The 20,052-nt window shown below is 67.9% G+C and carries 17 protein-coding genes; 11 read left to right on the top strand and 6 right to left on the bottom strand.

Features of this window, described 5'->3' with window-relative positions; translation table 11 throughout:
• Positions 1-5: 5 nt before the first annotated feature.
• The 3 genes from argS to VUN84_14645 all read left to right on the top strand — a co-directional run bounded on the left by argS (position 6) and on the right by VUN84_14645 (position 4,940).
• On the top strand, positions 6-1,817 hold the full coding sequence (gene argS, locus VUN84_14655) for an arginine--tRNA ligase (GenBank protein XAS63519.1): 1,812 nt from the start codon (positions 6-8) through the stop codon (positions 1,815-1,817).
• On the top strand, positions 1,814-3,520 hold the full coding sequence (menD, locus tag VUN84_14650; protein XAS63518.1) for a 2-succinyl-5-enolpyruvyl-6-hydroxy-3-cyclohexene-1-carboxylic-acid synthase: 1,707 nt from the start codon (positions 1,814-1,816) through the stop codon (positions 3,518-3,520). The genes argS and menD overlap by 4 nt, the downstream gene beginning before the upstream one ends.
• Positions 3,521-3,986: 466 nt before the next feature.
• Positions 3,987-4,940, top strand: a complete 954-nt coding sequence (locus VUN84_14645) for a type IV toxin-antitoxin system AbiEi family antitoxin domain-containing protein (GenBank protein XAS63517.1) — start codon at positions 3,987-3,989, stop codon at positions 4,938-4,940.
• A gap of 137 nt (positions 4,941-5,077) precedes the next feature.
• Here VUN84_14645 and VUN84_14640 read toward each other — a convergent pair whose 3' ends face one another.
• The 4 genes from VUN84_14640 to VUN84_14625 all read right to left on the bottom strand — a co-directional run bounded on the left by VUN84_14640 (position 5,078) and on the right by VUN84_14625 (position 9,325).
• Positions 5,078-5,854 (bottom strand): amino acid ABC transporter ATP-binding protein, encoded by a 777-nt coding sequence (locus tag VUN84_14640; GenBank protein XAS63516.1) that lies wholly within the window; start codon positions 5,852-5,854, stop codon positions 5,078-5,080.
• Positions 5,851-6,825 (bottom strand): amino acid ABC transporter permease, encoded by a 975-nt coding sequence (locus VUN84_14635; GenBank protein XAS63515.1) that lies wholly within the window; start codon positions 6,823-6,825, stop codon positions 5,851-5,853. Before VUN84_14635 ends, VUN84_14640 begins: the two co-directional genes overlap by 4 nt.
• A 35-nt stretch (positions 6,826-6,860) precedes the next feature.
• Positions 6,861-7,814, bottom strand: coding sequence for an ABC transporter substrate-binding protein (locus tag VUN84_14630; protein ID XAS63514.1), 954 nt, complete (start codon positions 7,812-7,814; stop codon positions 6,861-6,863).
• Positions 7,815-7,999: 185 nt separating this feature from the next.
• Positions 8,000-9,325 (bottom strand): isochorismate synthase, encoded by a 1,326-nt coding sequence (locus VUN84_14625; protein XAS63513.1) that lies wholly within the window; start codon positions 9,323-9,325, stop codon positions 8,000-8,002.
• Positions 9,326-9,411: 86 nt separating this feature from the next.
• Here VUN84_14625 and VUN84_14620 point away from each other — a divergent pair, with 86 nt between their 5' ends.
• From VUN84_14620 to VUN84_14610, 3 genes are read left to right on the top strand one after another with little or no spacing between them, the layout of a single operon-like run.
• Positions 9,412-10,209 (top strand): demethylmenaquinone methyltransferase, encoded by a 798-nt coding sequence (locus VUN84_14620; protein ID XAS63512.1) that lies wholly within the window; start codon positions 9,412-9,414, stop codon positions 10,207-10,209.
• A gap of 12 nt (positions 10,210-10,221) precedes the next feature.
• Positions 10,222-11,571 carry a geranylgeranyl reductase family protein gene (locus VUN84_14615; GenBank protein XAS63511.1) on the top strand — a complete coding sequence of 450 codons (1,350 nt, stop codon included), beginning with the start codon at positions 10,222-10,224 and terminating at the stop codon, positions 11,569-11,571.
• On the top strand, positions 11,568-12,668 hold the full coding sequence (locus VUN84_14610) for a polyprenyl synthetase family protein (GenBank protein ID XAS63510.1): 1,101 nt from the start codon (positions 11,568-11,570) through the stop codon (positions 12,666-12,668). The genes VUN84_14615 and VUN84_14610 overlap by 4 nt, the downstream gene beginning before the upstream one ends.
• Before the next feature lie 502 nt (positions 12,669-13,170).
• Here VUN84_14610 and VUN84_14605 read toward each other — a convergent pair.
• Both VUN84_14605 and VUN84_14600 read right to left on the bottom strand, forming a co-directional pair.
• Positions 13,171-13,596 (bottom strand): hypothetical protein, encoded by a 426-nt coding sequence (locus VUN84_14605; GenBank protein XAS63509.1) that lies wholly within the window; start codon positions 13,594-13,596, stop codon positions 13,171-13,173.
• A gap of 14 nt (positions 13,597-13,610) precedes the next feature.
• The gene (locus tag VUN84_14600) at positions 13,611-14,282 is read right to left on the bottom strand and encodes a trimeric intracellular cation channel family protein (GenBank protein ID XAS63508.1); all 672 of its coding nucleotides are present in this window, start codon (positions 14,280-14,282) and stop codon (positions 13,611-13,613) included.
• A gap of 62 nt (positions 14,283-14,344) precedes the next feature.
• On the opposite strand from VUN84_14600, the gene VUN84_14595 reads away from it, so the two are divergent.
• The 5 genes from VUN84_14595 to VUN84_14575 all read left to right on the top strand — a co-directional run bounded on the left by VUN84_14595 (position 14,345) and on the right by VUN84_14575 (position 20,013).
• Positions 14,345-15,082 (top strand): CbiX/SirB N-terminal domain-containing protein, encoded by a 738-nt coding sequence (locus VUN84_14595; GenBank protein ID XAS63507.1) that lies wholly within the window; start codon positions 14,345-14,347, stop codon positions 15,080-15,082.
• Positions 15,083-15,156: 74 nt separating this feature from the next.
• A complete protein-coding gene (locus VUN84_14590; protein ID XAS63506.1) occupies positions 15,157-16,902 on the top strand; it encodes a nitrite/sulfite reductase in 1,746 nt (581 codons plus the stop codon).
• Positions 16,899-17,609, top strand: coding sequence for a phosphoadenylyl-sulfate reductase (locus VUN84_14585; GenBank protein XAS63505.1), 711 nt, complete (start codon positions 16,899-16,901; stop codon positions 17,607-17,609). The genes VUN84_14590 and VUN84_14585 overlap by 4 nt, the downstream gene beginning before the upstream one ends.
• Complete coding sequence (gene cysD, locus VUN84_14580) at positions 17,606-18,559, top strand: sulfate adenylyltransferase subunit CysD (protein ID XAS63504.1); 954 nt, start codon at positions 17,606-17,608, stop codon at positions 18,557-18,559. Before VUN84_14585 ends, cysD begins: the two co-directional genes overlap by 4 nt.
• Positions 18,559-20,013 carry a GTP-binding protein gene (locus VUN84_14575; protein XAS63503.1) on the top strand — a complete coding sequence of 485 codons (1,455 nt, stop codon included), beginning with the start codon at positions 18,559-18,561 and terminating at the stop codon, positions 20,011-20,013. Before cysD ends, VUN84_14575 begins: the two co-directional genes overlap by 1 nt.
• Positions 20,014-20,052 lie beyond the last annotated feature (39 nt).

The raw sequence follows: 20,052 nt of genomic DNA, 5'->3' as shown, positions 1-20,052 counted from the left end.
CCGAAATGGTTGTCCCCAGAGTCCAGGCAGCAATTGCCAGCGCGTTCGGCGAAGAATACCGCGGGACGGATCCGGTGGTCCGGCCCTCGCAGTTCGCGGACATCCAGATCAACGCCGCCATGGCCCTGGCCAAGAAGGTCGGCATGACGCCGCGGGACGCCGCCACGAGGATTGTTGACGCCCTCGACCTGGACGGGATCTGCACCGCGGCGGAGATCTCCGGCCCCGGCTTCATCAACCTCACCTTCGACGGGACCTGGATCGAAGAGCTGCTCAACGCTGCGTCGCCCGGCGCTCCGGCGGTGCCGGCGGCGCAAGCCCAGCGCGTCGTCGTCGACTACTCCTCCCCGAATGTGGCGAAGGAAATGCACGTCGGCCACCTGCGCACCACCGTGGTGGGGGACAGCCTGGTGAAGGTTTGTGAGGCACTGGGGGACACCGTCATCCGGCAGAACCACATCGGCGACTGGGGCACACCATTCGGCATGCTGATCGAGCACTGGCTGGAAATCGGTGACGACTCCCCGGCAGCGGCCCTCCTGGTCGATGACCCCAGCGCCTTCTACCAGGCAGCCCGCGCCAAGTTCGACGCCTCCGCCACCGAAGAGGACGGATTCGCCACCCGTGCCCGGCTGCGAGTGGTAGCGCTGCAGGGCGGCGACGAGGAATCCTTCGCCATCTGGCAGCGGCTCGTGGCCCAATCCAAACGCTACTTCAACGCCATCTACGCGGTCTTGGGAATCAGCCTCACCGACGACCACATCGCAGGCGAAAGTTCCTACGACGCGCACCTCGCGCAGCTGTGCCAGGAACTTGAGGAACGCGGCCTCGCCCGCGTCAGTGACGGTGCCCTGTGCACGTTTCCGGCCGGCTTCACCGGACGTGACGGCCAGCCGCTGCCGCTGATCATCCGCAAGTCCGACGGCGGCTACGGTTACGGCACCACGGACCTCGCCACCATCCGGTACCGGGTCCGGGACCTCGAAGCCAGCCGTGTCCTGTACGTGGTGGGCGCGCCGCAGAACATGCACCTGCGCATGGTCATGGCCACGGCCCGCGACGCCGGCTGGCTGCCGGACACGGTCGAGGCCGTGCACGTGCAGATCGGCAACGTGCTGGGGGAGGACGGGAAGATCCTCAAATCCCGTTCCGGTGCCCCGGTCAAGCTGATGGCCCTGTTGGAGGAAGCCGTCGACCGTGCCCGCACCGTCATCGATGCCAGCAGGCCGGAGCTCACCGACGCGGAACGGGCCGTGACCGCCCGGCAGGTGGGCATCGGGGCGGTCAAGTACGCCGACCTTTCCGTCGGGCACGACACAGAGTACGTTTTCGACTTCGACCGGATGCTGGCACTGAGCGGGAACACCGGACCCTACGTGCAGTACGCCGCCGCGCGCATCCGCTCGATCCTGCGCAAGGCCGGAACGTTGGCGGGGCACGACGCCGCACGTGCCGCCGGAACTTTCCGCGGCGACGCTGCCGGCGCAGCCGTTGCCGGGGCCGCCCTGACCACCAGCCACGGCGGTGCCCCGGCGACGCCGATCGCCGTCGTCGAACCCGCCGAACGTGCGCTGGCGCTGCACCTGCTGGAGTACGGCGCCACCCTGCATAAAGTGCGCGAGGCGCTGGAACCGCACCGGCTGTGCACGTACCTGTTTGAACTCGCCCAGCTGTTCACAACCTTCTACGACCAGTGCCCGGTACTGAAATCCGGCGACTCGGTCCGTGAGTCGCGGCTTGCGCTGTGCGCCCTGGTCCTCCGCCGGCTCTCCGAGGGGCTGGACCTGCTCGGCATCGAGACGCCGGAGAACATGTGAGTTCCGCTGAGCTCAGCGCCCTGGATGCGGCGCGGATCGCCGTCGCGGCCCTGCTGCTGGAAGGAGTCCGCTACGTGGTGGTGGCGCCCGGTTCGCGCTCCGCGCCCATGGCCTACGCGCTGGCCGAGGCCGACGCCGCCGGGCGGGTGGAGCTGCTGGTCCGGATCGATGAACGCGACGCCGGATTCACGGCCCTGGGCCTTGCCCTCGCCACCGGCACGCCCGCGGCCGTGCTCACCACGTCCGGCACCGCCGTAGGCAACCTGCTGCCGGCCGTGATGGAGGCCAACCATGCCGCCGTCCCGCTCGTGGTGATCTCGGCCGACCGCCCGGTGGAGCTCCGGGGGACAGGAGCCAACCAGACCACCGTGCAGCTCGACCTTTTCGGTGAGCATGTCCGCTTTGCCGCCGACGTGCCCGCCGCCAGCGATCCGCGGCGCGCCATCGAGACCGCGCTCAGTGCCGCCACCGGAGCGTTCGAGGACACCCCGCCCGGGCCGGTGCAGCTCAACCTGGCCTTCCGCGATCCATTGGTTCCCGCCGCGGGGGACGGCCTGCCGCCCGAGTCGGGCCGTCGGGTTTACCGGGCGCCCCGCGGGCCGCTGGCCCTCGACTTCCCGCCGGCCGCGGAGTCCCTGGCGGAGCGGCGCACCGTGGTCCTGGCCGGGCACGACGCCGGGCCGGTCGCCGAGGCGTTTGCCCGCGCCCATGGCCTGCCGCTGCTGGCCGAGCCGTCCTCCAACGCACGGTTCGGGCCCAACGCGGTGGGGCCCTACCGGCTCCTGCTCGAATCGTTCGGGCCGGACGCCGCGCAGCCGATCGAGCGCGTGGTCCTCTTCGGCCGACCCACCCTGTCCCGGCCGGTGAGTGCCCTGCTGGCCCGCGCCGACGTCCCCTCCGCCCTGTACCAGCCGGTTCCCGTGGCCTGGTACGAGCCCGGCCGCCGCACCGAACTTCCGTTGGACAACCTGGGGGATCTGGCCGACTTCGCCGGCCGGGGCTCCGCCACCTGGCTGGACGCCTGGCTGCTCGCCGGTGCCGCGGCCCAGCACGCCGTGGACCAAGTCCTGGCTGCTATCACCGCGGCGACCGGGCCCGCCGTCGGCGCCCTGGTCTGGGAGCACTCGCACGGACAGCTGGTGCTGGGCTCCTCCAATGGAATCCGCGACGTCGACCTCGCAGGGGCGCCCGCCCCGGAGCCCGGCAGCACGGTCTTCGCCAACCGCGGCCTCGCCGGGATCGACGGAACCCTCGCCACAGCAACCGGAATAGCCCTCGGCGGCGGCCAGGAGACCACGGTGCTGCTGGGCGACGTCACGTTCCTGCACGACGCCGGCGGGCTGCTGCTCGGTGCCGGCGAAGCGGAGCCCACGTTGCGGATCGTGGTCCTCAACGACGCCGGCGGAGCCATCTTCGGGTTGCTGGAACACGGTGCCGTCGAGGCCGCGGGCCGTTACGGAACCGCCGTCGAGCGCCTCTTCGGCACGCCGCACAGTGTGAACGTTGCGGCACTGGCGGCAGCTTACGGCGTCGCACACCGGTCGGTCAGCACGACGGCGGAGCTCGCCGCGGCGCTGGCGGAGCCGTGGGAGGGCCGCAGCCTCATCGAGGTGCGGACGGAGCGGCGCGGTCTGCGGGACCTGCACGCGCGCATTAAGGCCGCCGTGGGGGCCGCCGTGGCCGGGGTGCTCGCGGCGGAGTAGCGTTTCCGCTGCAGTTTAGGACGAGGGCGGCACGGACCGGCGGCGCGGCTGTCCGAAAACGCCGCGCTCACGTGCGAGATGAGGGCAGCCCGGGTCCGCGACGTGCCTCCACGCGCCCTGCGACGCCGAACGTACCCCCTGACGCGCCAAATGCCCGGCGCGCCCGTATACCGACCGCGTCAGGATTTTCGCGCCGCGCGCAACCGGAAGCGTGTCGCAGGATGAGGGGCAACCGCGCGCAACCAGCCGGGCGATGCGCGGGGCACCTGACGATGCGCTATCAGCCCTGCGACGCCGAACGTACCCCCTGACGCGCCAAATGCCCGGCGCGCCCGTGTACCGACCGCGTCAGGATTTTCGCGCCGCGCACAACCGGAAGCGTGTCGCAGAACGGAACCGCGTCGGGTTATCCACATGGCCGCCCCGGGGCATGGTGCGGCCGCCGACGGGCTGGGACCGTCGTTCCATGAACGAGCTGCCGAAGCTGATCCTGGCCCGCGAGCACATCCAGCACGGGCTGACCCCCAAGGAGCTGGCCAGCCGCTGCCGCTCGGGTGCGCTGGTCCGAGTGCGCCGCGGCGTCTACGTCGACGGCGGCGTCTGGCGGGCCTTAAAGCCTTGGGAGCAGTACCGGGTCCGGGTCGGTGCAGCCGCGGAGTCCTTTGTTGCTCCGACGGTCTTCGCCCGGCACTCCGCCGCTGCCGTGTGGCGCATCCCGACCATCGGACTGCGGCACCCCGTACACGCACTGACCCTGCAGAACGACGGCGGCCGCTCGCGGGCGGGAGTGCTCCGGCACTATGCCCCGCAGGCCGGATTAAAGTGCGTCCGGAGGGACGGGCTTCTGGTGACCGGGAGGGTTCGCACGGTGCTGGACCTCGCAGCCTTCTCACCGTTTGTCGAGGCCGTAGTGCCTGTCGACCATGTGCTCAAGCCGGATGTTGCCCAAGGTCTGCCGGCTCTCACGAAGGAGCAGCTCTTGGCCGGAGTCGGGGGAAATTACACCGCGGCTGCCGCGAGGCGGATCCGGGTGGCAGTGGAGTTTGCCGATCCGCGGTCCGGGTCTCCCGGCGAGTCATACAGCAGGGCCCTCATGTGGGTGGCCGGGTTTGAGGCGCCGGAACTCCAGCGTGAGATCCGCGATGGTTCAGGGCTCGTCGGCTACACGGACTACTACTGGGACGGCGTGCGGGTGGCGGGGGAGTTCGACGGCGTCGAAAAGTACGTCAAGCCCGAGTATCTGAAGGGCCGGACTGTCTCGCAGGCCGTCGTCGACGAAAAGGACAGGGAGAACAGGATCCGGGCTGTGGGAAACGGCGTGGTCCGCTGGGTCTGGGCCGATCTGATGGCAGCCGGGCAACTCGAAAGGACGCTGACAGCGGCGGGCGTGCCCCGGCGTCGTGCACGTTCTGCGCGGTGACAGCGACGCGCAATCGGCCTCATGACGCGCAAAAGCCCTGACGCTTCCGTAATCCGGTAGCGCCAGGGCTTTTGCGCGTCATGTGGCTGAATAAGCAGCGCCAAGGGAGATCCGCGCCTCGCCAACCGAAGCTGCAGCTACAGCACCCGGCGGAGGAACTCCTTGGTGCGGGGATGCTGCGGGTTGGCCAGGACCTGCTGGGGGTCACCGGATTCCACCACGACACCGCCGTCCATGAACGTCAGGCGGTCGCCCACCTCGCGGGCGAAGCCCATCTCGTGGGTCACCACAATCATGGTCATGCCCGACTTGGCGAGGTCCTTCATAACGTTCAGAACATCGCCCACCAGCTCGGGATCCAGCGCCGAGGTGGGTTCGTCGAAGAGCATGAGTTCCGGATCCATGGCCAGGGCACGGGCAATCGCCACCCGCTGCTGCTGCCCGCCGGAAAGCTGCGACGGGTAGTGGCCGGCGTGGTCCGAGAGCCCGACCCGGTCCAGCAGTTCCATGGCCCGCTTCCGGGCAGCATCCCGGGACTGGCCCTTGACCTGCACCGGCGCTTCCATGACGTTGTAGAGGGCCGTCTTGTGCGGGAAAAGGTTGAAGCGCTGGAACACCATGCCGATCTCGCGGCGCTGGGCAGCGATTTGCCTGGTTTTGAGGTCGTGGAGCCGGCCGTTGACTTCGCGGTAGCCGATCAGCTTCCCACCGACGGAGATACGGCCGGCGCTGATGGTCTCCAGCAGGTTCACGCACCTGAGCATGGTGGACTTGCCGGAGCCCGACGGGCCAATGACCACGGACACCTCGCCCCGGTTCACCTCGAGGTCAATGCCGCGCAGCACATGGTGCTGGCCATAAAACTTGTGGAGGCCCTCGATCCGCACCTGCGGTGTCGCAGTGGTCGTCGTCATTTTGCCTCCTCCACGGGGTAGTCCTTCGTCATCGTCGGACCGGCCGCGCCACCCGGCGCTCCGGCCCCGGCGGCTTTGGCTGCCGCCGGGTTGATTGCGGCCGGAGCAAGGTTGTCCACGCCCTTGCCGTAGTAAGCCTCGATGTAGTGCTGGCCCACCATCAGCAGGCTGGTGATCACGAGATACCAGATTGCCGCGACGATCAGCAGCGGCACGGGCAGGTAAGTCCGGTTGGCCAGGGTGTTCGTGGCAAACGTCAGGTCCAGGGTGAACGGCACGGCCAGGACCAATGAGGTGGTCTTCAGCATGCCGATGGTTTCGTTGCCCGTGGGCGGCACAATCACGCGCATGGCCTGCGGCAGGATGATCCGCCACATGATCTTGGTCTTGCCCATGCCGAGGGCCTCGGCAGCTTCCTCCTGGCCGCGGTCCACTGACTTGAGGCCGGCCCGAAAAATTTCCGCCAGGTAAGCGGACTCATTCAGGCCCAGACCCAGGATGGCCGCAGCTGTGGTGGTGACCACGGTGCTGGTGTCCACGGCGAACCACTCGGGACCGAAGGGTATGCCAGCTGTGATCTTGGGATACAGGACCGAGATCAGGCCCCAGAAAACCAACTGTGTGTACACCGGAGTGCCACGGAAGAACCAGACCCAGGCCCAGCTGGACCAGCGGAACACCGGATTTTCCGACTGGCGCATGAACGCCAGGAGGATGGCAAGGACAATGGCCAAGACCATGGCGGCCACCGTCAGTAGCAGCGTCCAGCCGACGCCCTGCACCACCTTCGTGTCCAGGATGTACGTCCCCACGATGTCCCAGCGGAAGTTGGGGTTGGTCACCAGGCTCTGGAGGAACAGGGCGAGCGCGCCGAGGATAATGACGGCGCTGATCCAGCGGCCCGGATGCCGAACCGGCACCGGATCATTGAGCACTACCGGAGCTTCCGGTCTTTCCTGCTGGCTGTCCATCTGTTTACCTGAGGGGTGGTTGGTGGCGGGAAAGCTCAAGAGCCGACCGCCGGGTTGACCTCGGACTTGGTGAGGGCTCCGTCGGCGTTGCCCCAGCCTTCCAGGATCTTCTTGTACGAGCCGTTCTCCATGAGCTTGGCGACGGTCTTCTGGACGAGTTCTGCCAGGGCCAGATCGGACTTGGCCACGGCGATCCCCTGCGGTGCGGAATCGTAAACCTCGCCGATTTTCTCGATCTGGCCGTTGGTCTGGGTGATGGCGTAGCCAATGATGGGCGAATCGGCGGCCATCGCATCGACACTGCCGTTGACCAGGCGTGTGGTGATGTCCGTCTGGTTTTTGAGCGTCACGACGTTGATGGGCTGCTTGCCGTCCGCGACACACTTCTTGCTGCGGTCCGACAGGTCCGGATCTTCTTGGACGGTGCCGGTCTGTACGCCCACGGACTTGCCGCAGAGATCATCCAGCGAGACCTTCTTCGGGTTGCCCTTCTGCACAGCCCAAGCGGTGCCGGCGTTGAAGTAGCTGACCATGTTGACCGCGCCGAGTCGCTCCGGGTTGATCGTGAACGAGGAAATACCGAGATCGTACTTCGGGCCCAGGGCCGGCAGGATGCCGGTGAATTCCGACGTCTGCACCTGGACTTTCAGACCGAGGGTGGCGCCGATTGCCTTGGCGATGTCGACGTCGTAGCCCACCGGGGTCTGGCCGTCGGTGCCGAGGAATTCCGCAGGCGCGTACGAGGTATCCGAGCCAACGGTCAGGGTGCCTTTGGACTTGATGTCCTCGGGGACCATGGCTGCCAGGGCGTCGTCCTTCTGCACGGTGCTCGGATCGAAGCTGGCCGCGGCACTGCCGGACACGGAGGGCGCGGCAGGCGTTGCAGTTTCGGAGGCGTTGGTGCAGGCGGTGAGAGCCAGGGCGCCAACAGCAAATACGGTGGCTGCCTTGAGTGTGGAGGTGCTCAGGAGCGAACGGGAGATCTGCATTTTCATACCTTTTGTAGCAGGAGGGATGCGTCGGGCTAAGTCGGTATATAGTGTATCGCCGAACGAGAGATGTACATCACAGAAAACTAAGTTTTACTATGGGATAACAAATCCGGGCACACAGACAAGACTTTCCCGCGCTCCGGTGTCTGAAATCCCGGATTCCCTCACCGGCAGTCCAGAGCCTAGCTCTTGATACCGAGGGACTCCAGCATGGGCCGGAACTTTGCCCACGTTTCGGCCAGCTCCACTTCGGGCACCGAGCCCTCTACGACGCCGCAGCCGGCGTAGAGGCGTACGGTCTGCGCAGACTCGATGACGGCCCCGCGCAGCGCTATGCCCCATTCCCCGTTGCCGGCCGCATCAAGCCAGCCGACCGGTCCGGCATAGGGGCCGCGGTCCAGATGCTCAAGCTTGCGGATCAGGGCGCCCGCCACCGTAGTCGGGGTGCCGCAGACCGCCGCCGTCGGGTGCAGAGCATTGATCAGGGCCAGGCTGGTGGGCACGTGACCTTCAACCTCAGTGAGCTCGGCCTTCACATCGGAGGCAAGGTGCCAGACATTCGGCAGTTCAAGGATGAACGGTTCGCTGTGCGCGTTCATGGCCTCGGAGAAGGGCGCCAACTGGGTTGTGAGGGACTGGATGGCGATGTCATGTTCGTGCCGCTGCTTCTCGGATCCGGCCAACACCCGCTCGGCAAACTCCAGCGGGGAGCCGTCCAGGCCGTCGGCGTCACGGCGGTCGAGGGTCCCGGCCAGGACGCGGGCCTGGGCGGTGCGGCCCTCCACCTGGATCAGCATCTCGGGGGTGGCGCCCACGAGTCCGTCGACGCCGTAGGTCCAGCATTCCCGGTACCGGACGGCGAGCTGGCGGAGGATCTCGGCGGCATTCACCCCGGCAGGGACGGTGGCAACAATGTCCCGGGCCAGCACCAGCTTCTCAAGCGCCCCGGTGCGGATTTCCGCTACGCCGGCGGCCACGGCGGCCATCCAGTCCGCCTCACTCAGCGACCCGGTGGCCAGCGTCGCTTCCCGCGGCGCGGCATCGGCGTCAATTTCCGTCGCGGAGGGAACGACGCCGGGTGTCCCCAGCCAGCGGTCCAGCGCGGCGCGGGCGCCCGCCTCGGTGAGGTCACCGTCGTCGAACGTTAACTGGGTCAGCCACGCCTTGCCGTCCCGCAGTCCAACGACGATTTCGGGCACCACCAGCCTTGAGGCGTGCGCGGAGGCCTTGGAGAAGGCGAACGAGCCGAAAGCGACGGGGCCGGTGCCGGGCCACTCCACGCTGTCCTGGATCTCGGCTTCCAGGACCAGGTGGCGCCACCAGATGTCAGCCTCAAGGAACCGGTCAGGACCCGTGGCGGTGAAGCGGGCCACCTCGCCGAAGCCAACCAGCCCGGCTTCGCGGCGGGTCCAGTAGAGGAGATCGTCCCGTACCAGAAGCGACGGCAGCCCCCCGGGGAATGCACCAGCGTCGAGGGGGACTGTCAAGGTTCGGAACGTGCTCGTCATAGTGAGACAACACTACTCCCGCGCCCGCGGAGGCCCTGATCAAGGCGTGGTTCGGAGGTGTGCCGAACATTTGAGACAATGACAGGGTGAACCGAGCATCCTTGGATAAGCGTCCGGACGAAGTGGCCACGATGTTTGACGACGTCGCCCCCAAATACGACGTCGTCAACGACGTCCTGTCGATGGGGCAGACGCGCCGTTGGCGCAAAATTGTGGTTGAAGCGATGGGCGTGAAAGCGGGCCAGCGGGTGCTGGACCTCGCCGCAGGCACCGGCACTTCCAGCGAGCCGTATGCCGACGCCGGCATTGACGTCATCGCCTGCGACTTCTCGCTCGGCATGCTCAAGGTGGGCAAGCGCCGCCGCCCCGACATCGATTTCATCGCCGGTGACGCGACGCGTCTGCCCTTCGCGGACAACACCTTCGATGCCAGCACCATCTCCTTTGGCCTGCGCAACGTCAACGAGCCGAAGAAGGCTCTGGATGAGATGCTGCGGGTTACAAAGCCCGGCGGCAAGCTTGTCATCGCTGAGTTTTCCCAGCCCGTCGTGCCGCTGTGGCGCACCATGTACACCGAATACCTGATGCGCGCGTTGCCCGCGATCGCTGTCAAGGTCTCTTCCAACCCGGATGCCTACGTCTACCTCGCCGAGTCCATCCGCGCCTGGCCGGACCAGGACCACCTCGCCGCCTGGCTGCAGGAAGCCGGCTGGGATTCCGTCACCTACCGCAACCTCAGCGGCGGCATTGTCGCGGTGCACCGCGCCGTCAAGCCCGGCGGCGGGCCCGGCCCCGAAAACGGCCCGGCAGCGTCTCCTGCCGCCCTCGCCGCCCACACCGGACCCGTAGCGAAGCTGCGCCGCAATACCCGGCCCGGGCGTTAGTCTGCCGCGGCCGTGAAAGTACTGATCGTCGGAGCCGGTCCGGCCGGGTCCACTGCCGCCTACTATCTGGCGCGGGCGGGCCTTGACGTCACGGTGCTGGAAAAAACCAGTTTCCCGCGCGAAAAAGTCTGCGGCGACGGGCTTACCCCCCGCGCCGTCCGCGAGATCCAGAAGCTTGGCCTGCCGCACCCCGAAGCCGACGGCTGGCGCCGGAACAAGGGGCTGCGTCTGCTGGCAGGCGGCCGCAGCATCGAGCTTCCCTGGCCCGAGGTCTCGGACTTCCCGCAGTACGGGCTGATCCGGACCCGCCTGGGCTTCGACGAGGAACTCGCCCGGCACGCCCAGTCCGCGGGCGCCGTCGTGCTCGAGCGCCACAGCGTCACGGAGGCCCTGCGTTCCGACGACGGGCGGGTGACAGGGGTCCGCGCCGCCCTGCTGGACGACGCCGGCCGCAAAACCGGCGAAACCCGCGACTTTCCCGCCGACGTCGTCCTGGCCGCGGACGGAAATTCCAGCCGCACCGCGGTTTCGCTGGGACTCCGTAAGCGCGACGACCGCCCGCTCGGCGTGGCCGTCCGCACCTACTTCACGAGCCCGCGCACCAACGACGACTGGATGGAAGGCTGGCTGGAGCTCCCCGGCCGCGACGGCAAGCTGCTGCCCGGCTACGGCTGGGTGTTCGGCGTCGGCGACGGCACCTCCAACGTGGGCCTGGGCATCCTGAACTCCTCCAAGGAATTCGGCAAGCTGGACTACAAACAGGTCCTGCGCGAGTGGACGGCCGGCATGCCCGCAGACTGGGGATTCACGCCGGAAAACCAGGTGGGCGAGATCCGCGGAGCCGCGCTGCCCATGGGCTTCAACCGCACCCCGCACTACTCCCCGGGGTTGTTGCTGCTGGGCGACGCCGGCGGCATGGTTTCCCCGTTCAATGGCGAGGGTATCTCCTATGCGATGGAGTCCGCCCGGTTCGCGGCCGAGTTCATCGTTGACGCCGCCGCCCGCTCGGTTTCCTCCGGCGGAGCGTACGACGCCGACGCGCATCTGGCACGGTACGCGGACTACATCAGGGACCAGTGGGGTTCGCACTTCACGCTGGGCCGGGCCTTCGCTGCCCTGATCGGCAAGCCGGCCGTCATGAAGCTGGCACTCCGGACGGGCATGCCCATTCCCGTCCTCATGCGGTTCGTGGTGCGGTTGCTGGCCAACCTGACGGATCCCGCGGCCAAGGGGTTCGAGGACCGCGTCATCCGGGTTCTCGAATCGCTGGTTCCGGCCACATCCAACCAGGGCCGGTCCGACTCGTTCAACTCCAGCGCCAACTCCGCGGATTCCGCAACAAAAGTTAGGGTTAACCCGTGACCAACTCTGCAGACCAAAGCTGGACGCACGCCGGACACGGCCTGCCGAGCTCTGAGCCCAGCCTCAACACCACCGCCATTGCCACCGGCTTGCAGCTGCCGGCCGGATTTGCCGCCATCGCGGGGGACCCCGACCTTGGTCCCGAGATCACCACCAACCTGGCCCGCGTCGAGAAAAAGCTCCGCGAAGCCATTGCCAACTCGGATCCGCTGGCTGACGCTACTTCGCGCCACCTCGTTGAAGCCGGCGGCAAGCGCATCCGTCCGCTCCTGACACTGCTCTGCGCCCACCTGGGTGATGCCTCCCGGCCGGCGGTGGTTCAGGCCGCCGTCGTGGTGGAACTGACCCACCTGGCGACGCTCTACCACGACGACGTGATGGATTCCGCGCCGTTCCGCCGCGGGGCCCCAACGGCGCACGAGGTCTGGGGCAACTCCGTCGCGGTGCTGACCGGTGACCTGATCTTCGCCCGGGCGTCCATCCTGGTCTCGGAACTCGGCTCCCGGGCCCTCGGGATCCAGGCCCGCACCTTTGAGCGGCTCTGCCTGGGCCAGCTGCACGAAACTGTTGGCCCCCGCCCGGACGAGGACCCCATAGAGCACTACCTCTCAGTCATCGCCGACAAGACGGGCTCACTGGTGGCCGCCTCCGGCCAGCTGGGTGCGATCTTCTCCGGCGCTGATGAGGCCTACGAGGCCTTGCTGGTCGAGTACGGCGAGAAGGTGGGCGTGGCTTTCCAGCTGGCCGACGACGTCATCGACGTCACCGGCGTCAAGGTCAAGTCCGGCAAGTCCCCGGGCACCGACCTGCGCGAAGGAGTGCCGACACTGCCGGTGCTGCTGCTGCGCAAGAAGGCCGAGACGGGCGACCAGTCCGCCGTCGAACTCCTTCAGCTGATCGACGGCGACCTTAGCTCCGATGAAGCCCTCGCCGCCGCCGTCGCCGGTCTCCGGGAGCACCCCGTGACCGCGGAATCCTGGGTGGTGGCACGGGCCTGGGCGGATGAGGCCATTGCCGCACTCGCGCCGCTGCCCGAAGGTGTTGTGAAGAGCTCGCTGACCCACTTCGCGCAGGCCGTGGTGGACCGCGCCAGCTGAGCGTGGTGCGCGGGGACGGGGTCCCGCCGTAGACGGTGCATCTCCGCCGCGCGCCGTGTGCGCCTCGGGGCGGTTCTCCGGTGGCAGCGGAATGGCCCCGGTTTCTCACAACGTTCCGCGTCAGTCGTTGTGTCGAACCGGGGCCATTTCTCCGTTCGCATCAGATCCACCGGAGGCATTCAGTGAACCCACAAATGAGACTATGACAGAAATGTCACGCTGTCCAGACCTCTTGTAAATCACGTGTCACAGGATTTTCACGATGCCCTCGCGGGCTGCACCGTTCTCAGGTACGGGTACCAGGATCTGGTTTACCACCCGCAAAAGGTTCTCGATCAGGTGTGGCAGGTCCTCCGGGGTCGGGCCATCCGCTGAATTTCCCCATGTTTGACCCCGCAGCACCGCCAACATCGGGCGGTCGGGCGCGGCACACCGGCGAGGCCCGCCTATCCTGGGGAGAATCGGCGCCTGGGGAGAATCGGCGCCTGGGAAGTCCCGGAGCCTAGTCCTCGTCGTCGGTGAACGCCCATTCGAACATGTCGAAGACGAACTCCGAGAACGTTCCCTCTTCACTCTTCCACTGGCCGCGGGCATTATTGCGGCGGTACACAATGGGGTCCGGGACGCTGAGGTCGCCCACGCGGAAGCCCCAGGTGAACTGTTCCTCCTCGTCCTCGAGGAACATCAGGAAGCCTTCATCATCGACTTCGAGTTCCTCGGGGTCCCAGAAGTAGTGGTACGCCTCCATGATGTCTTCGCAGCCGCCAACCGCGAGGTAGAACTCCCGCAGCACCAGCGGAACCTGGAACTGGTGCTCGTCGAGTGCCGAGTCGAGTTCGTCAGGGGCCAGGCCATCCTCTTCCTGCCATTCGTCTTCGAGATACTTCGGAACAAGCGCGCGGAATTTCTCGAGGAACATGTCAGTCATGGTTCTTATCCTAGCTAATTCCTGGTGCCGCCATCCGCCGCCCCCAGGCCGAGCCGGTGCCAGCCGCGGACCGCCAGCGGGACGTGCCATTGCCGCCGCCATGCGGTGACGCGGAAGGCGAAAACGATGGCCGCTACGGCACCGGCGGTTACCGCGTTGAAGGTACCGGTGACGGTCAGGCCCACGGTCAGCGCGGCCCCCGCAAACGCCGGCAGTGCATAGAGATCCTTCGGGTCGAACAGTTGCGGCACCTCATTGGCGGTAATGTCCCGGAGCAGGCCGCCACCCACCGCCGTCGTGACCCCGAGCAACAGCGCCGCCACGGGATTCATCCCGGCGGCCAGAGCCTTGAGGGTACCGGTGATGCAAAAGAGCGCCAGCCCGCCGGCGTCGAACAGGATCAGCAGCGAGGTGTAGCGCTGGACGCTGGAGAACAGGAAGTACACCAGCACCATGGCGAGCAGCGGCGGCGCCAAATAGGCAGGGTTGGTGAAGGCTGCGGGCGGGCCGGCGTTGATGATGATATCGCGGATCACGCCGCCGCCCAGGCTCACCACCGAAGCCAGCAGCAGGGAGCCGATGATGTCGAACTGCTTCCGCGCCGCGAGCAGCGACCCGGAGACCGCGAAGAAGAACACACCGGCGAGGTCCAGCCACACCAGGACGGCGCTGAAGGAAAAAGTCATGGAGGGTCCCGGTCGAGTCTCGTGGGGGCGGGTGGGGCGGCTCCAAGGTTACGCTAACGGCTATGAATAGCCCCATCCTGATTGCCTGCGCCCATGGCACCTCCAGCACCGAAGGCGCCGCTGAAGTCAATGCCCTCCGGGACGGGATCGCCGCACTCCGGCCGGGATTGGAGGTCCGCGAAGCCTACGTCGACGTCCAGGAGCCCCAGCTGCCCGGCGTCGTCACGGGCCTGCCCGCGGGGGAGGCCGCCGTCGTCGTGCCGCTGCTCCTCAGCGTCGGCTACCACGTCAAGGTGGACATCGCCCGGGCCGTCAAGAGCCGGCCGGACACCCGCGCCGCCGCGCCGCTGGGACCTGACCCGCGGCTGGCGGCACTTCTGGACGTCCGGCTGCGGGAGGCCGGGGTCACCGACAACGACGCCGTGGTCCTCGCCGCTGCCGGGTCCTCCGATCCCACCGCCGCGCAGAACGTGGAGGAACTCGCAGACCAGCTCCGCGGTCTGCGTTCGAACCGCATTGTGGCCGCGTACGGTGCGTCCGCAACGCCGTCGGTGCCCGACGCTGTCGCCATGCTCCGCGAGGAGGCCGCCGGCGGCGCCGGCGCGGGGGAGTCCGCCGGGGCAGTGGATCCAGGCGGCCGGGTGGTGATCGCCGCCTATCTGCTGGCCCCGGGATTCTTCCACGACCAGCTCGGCAAGGCCGGTGCGGACCTCGTCACGGCGGCCCTGCTGCCATCCCCGGTGCTGGCCGAGATTGCGCTGGAACGCTACGATGCAGCCCTCGCCGTCGGCGGTTCATGACGATTTGTTGCCCAAGGTGACCCCGCGTTTCTGACCCGTTGGAACGGCATGAGGCCCCGCCCTACAGTCGATCCATGACTGATACAGCTCTAGCCGGAGCGTCCCGGGACCAGGTTGCTCCAGGCCGCGTTCACCGTCCCGCCCGCCCCGCCGCGAAGCCGCACGGGCAGTGGAAGGTGGACGGCACCGCGCCGCTGAACGGCAACGAAACCTGGAAGCAGGAGGACAACGGCCTCAATGTCCGCGAGCGGATCGAGTCCGTCTACGCCAAGCACGGCTTCGATTCCATTGACGGCACCGACCTGCACGGCCGCTTCCGCTGGTGGGGCCTCTACACCCAGCGCAAGCCCGGGATCGACGGCGGCAAAACCGCCACGCTGGAACCGCACGAACTCGAGGACAAGTACTTCATGCTGCGCGTCAGGATCGACGGCGGCGCCCTCACCACCGAACAGCTGCGCGTCATCGGCCAGATCTCCGTCGACTTTGCCCGGGACTCGGCCGACCTCACCGACCGGCAGAACATCCAGCTGCACTGGATCCGGGTCGAGGACGTCCCGGAAATCTGGCGCCGCCTCGAATCGGTGGACCTGTCCACCACCGAAGCCTGCGGTGACGTCCCCCGCGTCATCCTCGGCTCCCCGGTCGCCGGGATCGCCAAGGACGAGATCATCGACCCGACACCGCTGATCCATGAGCTCGCCGCACGGTTCATCGGCGACCCGGAGCTGGCCAATCTGCCGCGCAAATTCAAGACCGCCATCACCGGCCACCCCAGCCAGGACGTGGTCCACGAGATCAACGACGTCGCCCTGGTGGGCCTGGTCCACCCCGACCTCGGCGCCGGCTACGACCTCTGGGTGGGCGGCGCGCTCTCCACCAACCCGATGCTTGGCCAGCGCCTCGGCGCTTTTGTCCGTCCGGACCAGGCCGCCGACGTCTGGCTCGGCGTCACCAGCATCTTCCGCGACTACGGCTACCGGCGCATGCGCACCAAGGCCCGGCTGAAGTTCCTGCTGGCCGACTGGGGGACGGAAAAGTTCCGCCAGGTCCTCGAGGACGAATACCTGGGCTACAAACTCGACGACGGCCCGGCCGCCCCCAGGCCCTCCACCCCGGGGGACCACGTCGGCGTGCACGAACAGAAGGACGGCAAGTTCTTCATCGGCGCCACCCCGCTGGCCGGCCGGCTCTCCGGTGGCCAGCTCGTGAAGCTCGCCGAAGCACTTGAGGCCCGCGGCTCGCAGCGGCTGCGCACCACCCCGCACCAAAAACTCGTCGTCCTCGACGTGCCCCGGGACCAGGTGGAGCCCCTGGTGGCCGACCTTGACGCCCTCGGCCTCTCCGCCCGGCCGTCCGTGTTCCGCCGCGGCACCATCGCCTGCACCGGCATCGAATACTGCAAGCTCGCCATCGTCGAAACCAAACGCACCGCCGCCACCGCGGTTGCCGAACTGGAACGCCGCCTCGCCGACCTCGTCGAATCGCAGCAGCTTCCGCAGGCCCTCTCCCTGCACATCAACGGCTGCCCCAACTCCTGCGCCCGGATCCAGACTGCGGACATCGGGCTCAAGGGCATGATGCTTCCCACGCCCGACGGCGACCCCGCCCCGGGTTTCCAGGTGCACCTCGGCGGCGGGCTGGCGTCCGACAGTCGGGAGGAAGCAGGCCTCGGACGGACCGTCCGCGGGCTCAAGGTCACCGCCGACGACCTTCCGGACTACGTGGAGCGCGTGGTCCGGAAGTTCGTGGCCGACCACACCGACGGCCAGACCTTCGCCGAGTGGGCTTTCGCCGCCGACGAGGACGATCTGCAGTGAACGCCGTCCTCCGCACCCACAGCGAGCTCACCGCGCTCGCCGGGTCCGGCGCCGCCGAGCTCGGCTGGGACGCCCCGGCCCGCGACGTGATCGCCTGGGTGGCGCGCAACTTCGAGCTGCCCGCCGTCGCCGTCGCCTGCTCCATGGCCGACGCCGTCCTCCCGGCGCTGGTCGCGGACCAGCTTCCCGGCGTCGACGTGCTGTTCCTGCAGACCGGCTACCACTTCCCGGAAACCCACGCGACCCGCGGCGAGGTCGCGGCGGGCCTGCGCGTCAACGTCGTCGACGTCCTGCCGGAGAGCACTGTGGAACAGCAGGACCGGCTCCTGGGCAAAGACCTCTTCGCCCGCGATCCCGCCACGTGCTGCGCGCTGCGCAAGGTTGCCCCGCTGCGCCGGACCCTGGCCGGTTACGAACTGTGGTTCACCGGGGTACGCCGCGACGAGGCGCCCACCCGCAGCAGCACCCCGCTGGTGGCCTGGGACGAAACCAACGGCCTGGTCAAGGTCAATCCCGTCGCTGCCTGGAGCTTCGACCAACTGGTCCAGTACTCCGGGGACAACCTCCTCCCCGTCAACCCGCTGCTTTCCCAGGGCTACCCGTCCATTGGCTGCCAGCCCTGCACCCGCAAAGTAGTGCCGGGCGATGACCCCCGCGCCGGACGCTGGGCAGGAACCGACAAGACAGAATGCGGGCTACACGTATGAGCGCACACATTATCGAGGACCGGGCGAGTGTGTCTAAGCCGCGTGGAGAATCAGTGGCAAGGCTCTCCGGCCTGGACACCCTTGAGTCCGAGGCGATCCATATCATCCGCGAGGTCGTTGCCGAGTTTGAGAGGCCTGCGCTGCTGTTCTCCGGCGGCAAGGATTCCGTGGTGATGCTGCACCTGGCCACCAAGGCGTTCTGGCCGGGTAAAGTGCCGTTCCCGGTGCTGCACGTGGACACCGGGCACAACTTTCCCGAGGTCCTCGAGTTCCGGGACCGGACCGTGGAGCGGCTGGGCCTGAAGCTCGTCGTCGGCAGTGTCCAGGAGTTCATCGACTCCGGTGAGCTGGCGGAGCGCGCCGACGGCACCCGCAACCCGCTGCAGACCGTCCCGCTGCTGGATGCTATCCAGCGCAACAGGTTCGACGCCGTTTTCGGCGGCGGGCGCCGGGACGAGGACAAGGCCCGGGCCAAGGAGCGCATCCTGAGCCTGCGCGACGAATTCGGCCAGTGGGATCCGCGCAACCAGCGCCCCGAACTGTGGAACCTCTACAACGGCCGCCACACCGTCGGCCAGCACGTCCGCGCCTTTCCGATCAGCAACTGGACCGAACTGGACATCTGGCGCTACATCGAACGCGAAAACATCGCCCTCCCGGGCCTGTACTACGCCCACGACCGCGAAGTCTTCGCCCGGGACGGCATGTGGCGCGCGGTCGGCGAGGTCTCCCGGCCCCGCGAGAGCGAGGAGGTCATCACCAAGACCGTCCGCTACCGGACCGTCGGCGACATGTCCTGCACCGGCGCCGTCGAATCCGCCGCGGCGACCGTGCGCGACGTCGTGATCGAAGTTGCCGCCTCCACCATCACCGAACGTGGCGCCACCCGGGCGGATGACCGCATCTCCGAGGCCGCCATGGAAGACCGCAAGAAGGACGGCTATTTCTAATGAGCACCACCGCAACTGTGCCTGACGCCGCTGCCGCCAGCCTCGGGCTGGACTCCGCCTCACTGTTCAGGTTCGCTACGGCCGGCTCGGTCGACGACGGCAAGTCCACCCTGGTGGGCCGGCTCCTGCACGACTCGAAGGCGATCCTCGCCGACCAGCTCGACGCCGTCGCCCGCACCTCCGCGGACCGCGGCTTCGGCGGGGCCGGCGCCCTTGGCACTCAGGCGATTGACCTCGCGCTGCTCACCGACGGCCTGCGCGCAGAGCGTGAACAAGGCATCACCATCGACGTCGCCTACCGCTACTTCGCCACGGACCGGCGCGGTTTCATCCTCGCGGATTGCCCCGGGCACGTGCAGTACACCAAGAACACCGTCACCGGCGCGTCCACTGCGGATGCTGTGATCGTGCTGATCGATGCCCGCAAGGGTGTCCTGGAGCAGACCCGCCGGCACCTGTCGGTGCTGCAGCTGCTGCGGGTGGCCCACGTGGTGGTCGCCGTGAACAAAATCGACCTCGTGGACTTCCGTGAGGCCGTGTTCCGGGAGATCGAGGCCCACGTACAGCAGGTGGGCCGGGAGCTCGGGCTCGGCCGGAAAGATCCAGCTGCCGGCGGGGGTACCGATTTGCTGGTCATTCCCGTTTCCGCGCTCGACGGCGACAACGTCGTGGACCGCTCCTCCCGCATGCCCTGGTACGCCGGCCCAGCCCTGCTGGAGGTCCTGGAGACGCTGCCCGCCGCCGACGAACTGGAAAGTCACCTGGAAAGCTTCCGCTTCCCGGTGCAGCTGGTAATCCGGCCGCAGGGTGCCCTGGCGCCCGACGCCGTGGCCGGTGGACTGGACGCGGAGGCCTACCGCGACTACCGCGCCTACGCCGGCCAGATCACCGAGGGTTCCGTAACGGTGGGGGACAAGGTCAGCGTGCTGACCCCCGGGCAGGCTCCGCGCAGCACCACTGTGACCGGAATCGATTTCGCCGGGCGCAAGCTGACCGAGGCCACGGCCCCGCAGTCCGTCGCGCTGAGGCTCGCGGACGAGTTCGACGTCGCCCGCGGTGACACAATCGCGGCGGCCGGGCCCGACGGCGGTGCCGTACCGGAGTCGACGGCTGACCTGTACGCAGCACTCTGCTGGCTCTCGCCGAAGCCGCTGCGGGAAGGGGAGAAGGTCCTCGTGAAGCACGGCACCCGCACGGTCCAGGCGCTGGTGCGGAACGTGACGGGGAAACTGGACCTGACCACGTTCCAGCTCGAAGGTGCGTCGGCGCTGGCGCTCAACGACATCGGCCACGCCCAGCTGCGGCTCGCAGCAGCCCTGCCACTGGAAAACTACCTGCACCACCGCCGCGCCGGGGCGTTCCTGGTGATCGACCCGCAGGACGGCAACACGTTGGCCGCAGGGCTCGTCAGGGATCACCCCGGCGACCACGAGGACGAGCGCTACGCCATTTGAGCTGCCCGTTGATCGGCCAGTTGGACGCTGCTATACCGG

The organism is Micrococcaceae bacterium Sec5.8, assembly GCA_039636775.1.
In the GTDB taxonomy this organism is placed as follows: Bacteria; Actinomycetota; Actinomycetes; order Actinomycetales; family Micrococcaceae; genus Arthrobacter.
Note: the sequence above shows the minus strand (reverse complement) of the source record. Positions and strands in the feature narration are given on the sequence as shown.

What these genes read in the sequence shown, in the direction of transcription:
- argS (XAS63519.1), top strand. Translation starts at nt 6, where the DNA reads ATGGTTGTCCCCAGAGTCCAGGCAGCAATTGCCAGCGCGTTCGGCGAA.
- VUN84_14645 (XAS63517.1), top strand. Translation starts at nt 3,987, where the DNA reads ATGAACGAGCTGCCGAAGCTGATCCTGGCCCGCGAGCACATCCAGCAC.
- VUN84_14640 (XAS63516.1), bottom strand. Translation starts at nt 5,854, where the DNA reads ATGACGACGACCACTGCGACACCGCAGGTGCGGATCGAGGGCCTCCAC.
- VUN84_14635 (XAS63515.1), bottom strand. Translation starts at nt 6,825, where the DNA reads ATGGACAGCCAGCAGGAAAGACCGGAAGCTCCGGTAGTGCTCAATGAT.
- VUN84_14630 (XAS63514.1), bottom strand. Translation starts at nt 7,814, where the DNA reads ATGCAGATCTCCCGTTCGCTCCTGAGCACCTCCACACTCAAGGCAGCC.
- VUN84_14625 (XAS63513.1), bottom strand. Translation starts at nt 9,325, where the DNA reads ATGACGAGCACGTTCCGAACCTTGACAGTCCCCCTCGACGCTGGTGCA.
- VUN84_14605 (XAS63509.1), bottom strand. Translation starts at nt 13,596, where the DNA reads ATGACTGACATGTTCCTCGAGAAATTCCGCGCGCTTGTTCCGAAGTAT.
- VUN84_14600 (XAS63508.1), bottom strand. Translation starts at nt 14,282, where the DNA reads ATGACTTTTTCCTTCAGCGCCGTCCTGGTGTGGCTGGACCTCGCCGGT.
- VUN84_14595 (XAS63507.1), top strand. Translation starts at nt 14,345, where the DNA reads ATGAATAGCCCCATCCTGATTGCCTGCGCCCATGGCACCTCCAGCACC.
- VUN84_14590 (XAS63506.1), top strand. Translation starts at nt 15,157, where the DNA reads ATGACTGATACAGCTCTAGCCGGAGCGTCCCGGGACCAGGTTGCTCCA.
- cysD (XAS63504.1), top strand. Translation starts at nt 17,606, where the DNA reads ATGAGCGCACACATTATCGAGGACCGGGCGAGTGTGTCTAAGCCGCGT.
- VUN84_14575 (XAS63503.1), top strand. Translation starts at nt 18,559, where the DNA reads ATGAGCACCACCGCAACTGTGCCTGACGCCGCTGCCGCCAGCCTCGGG.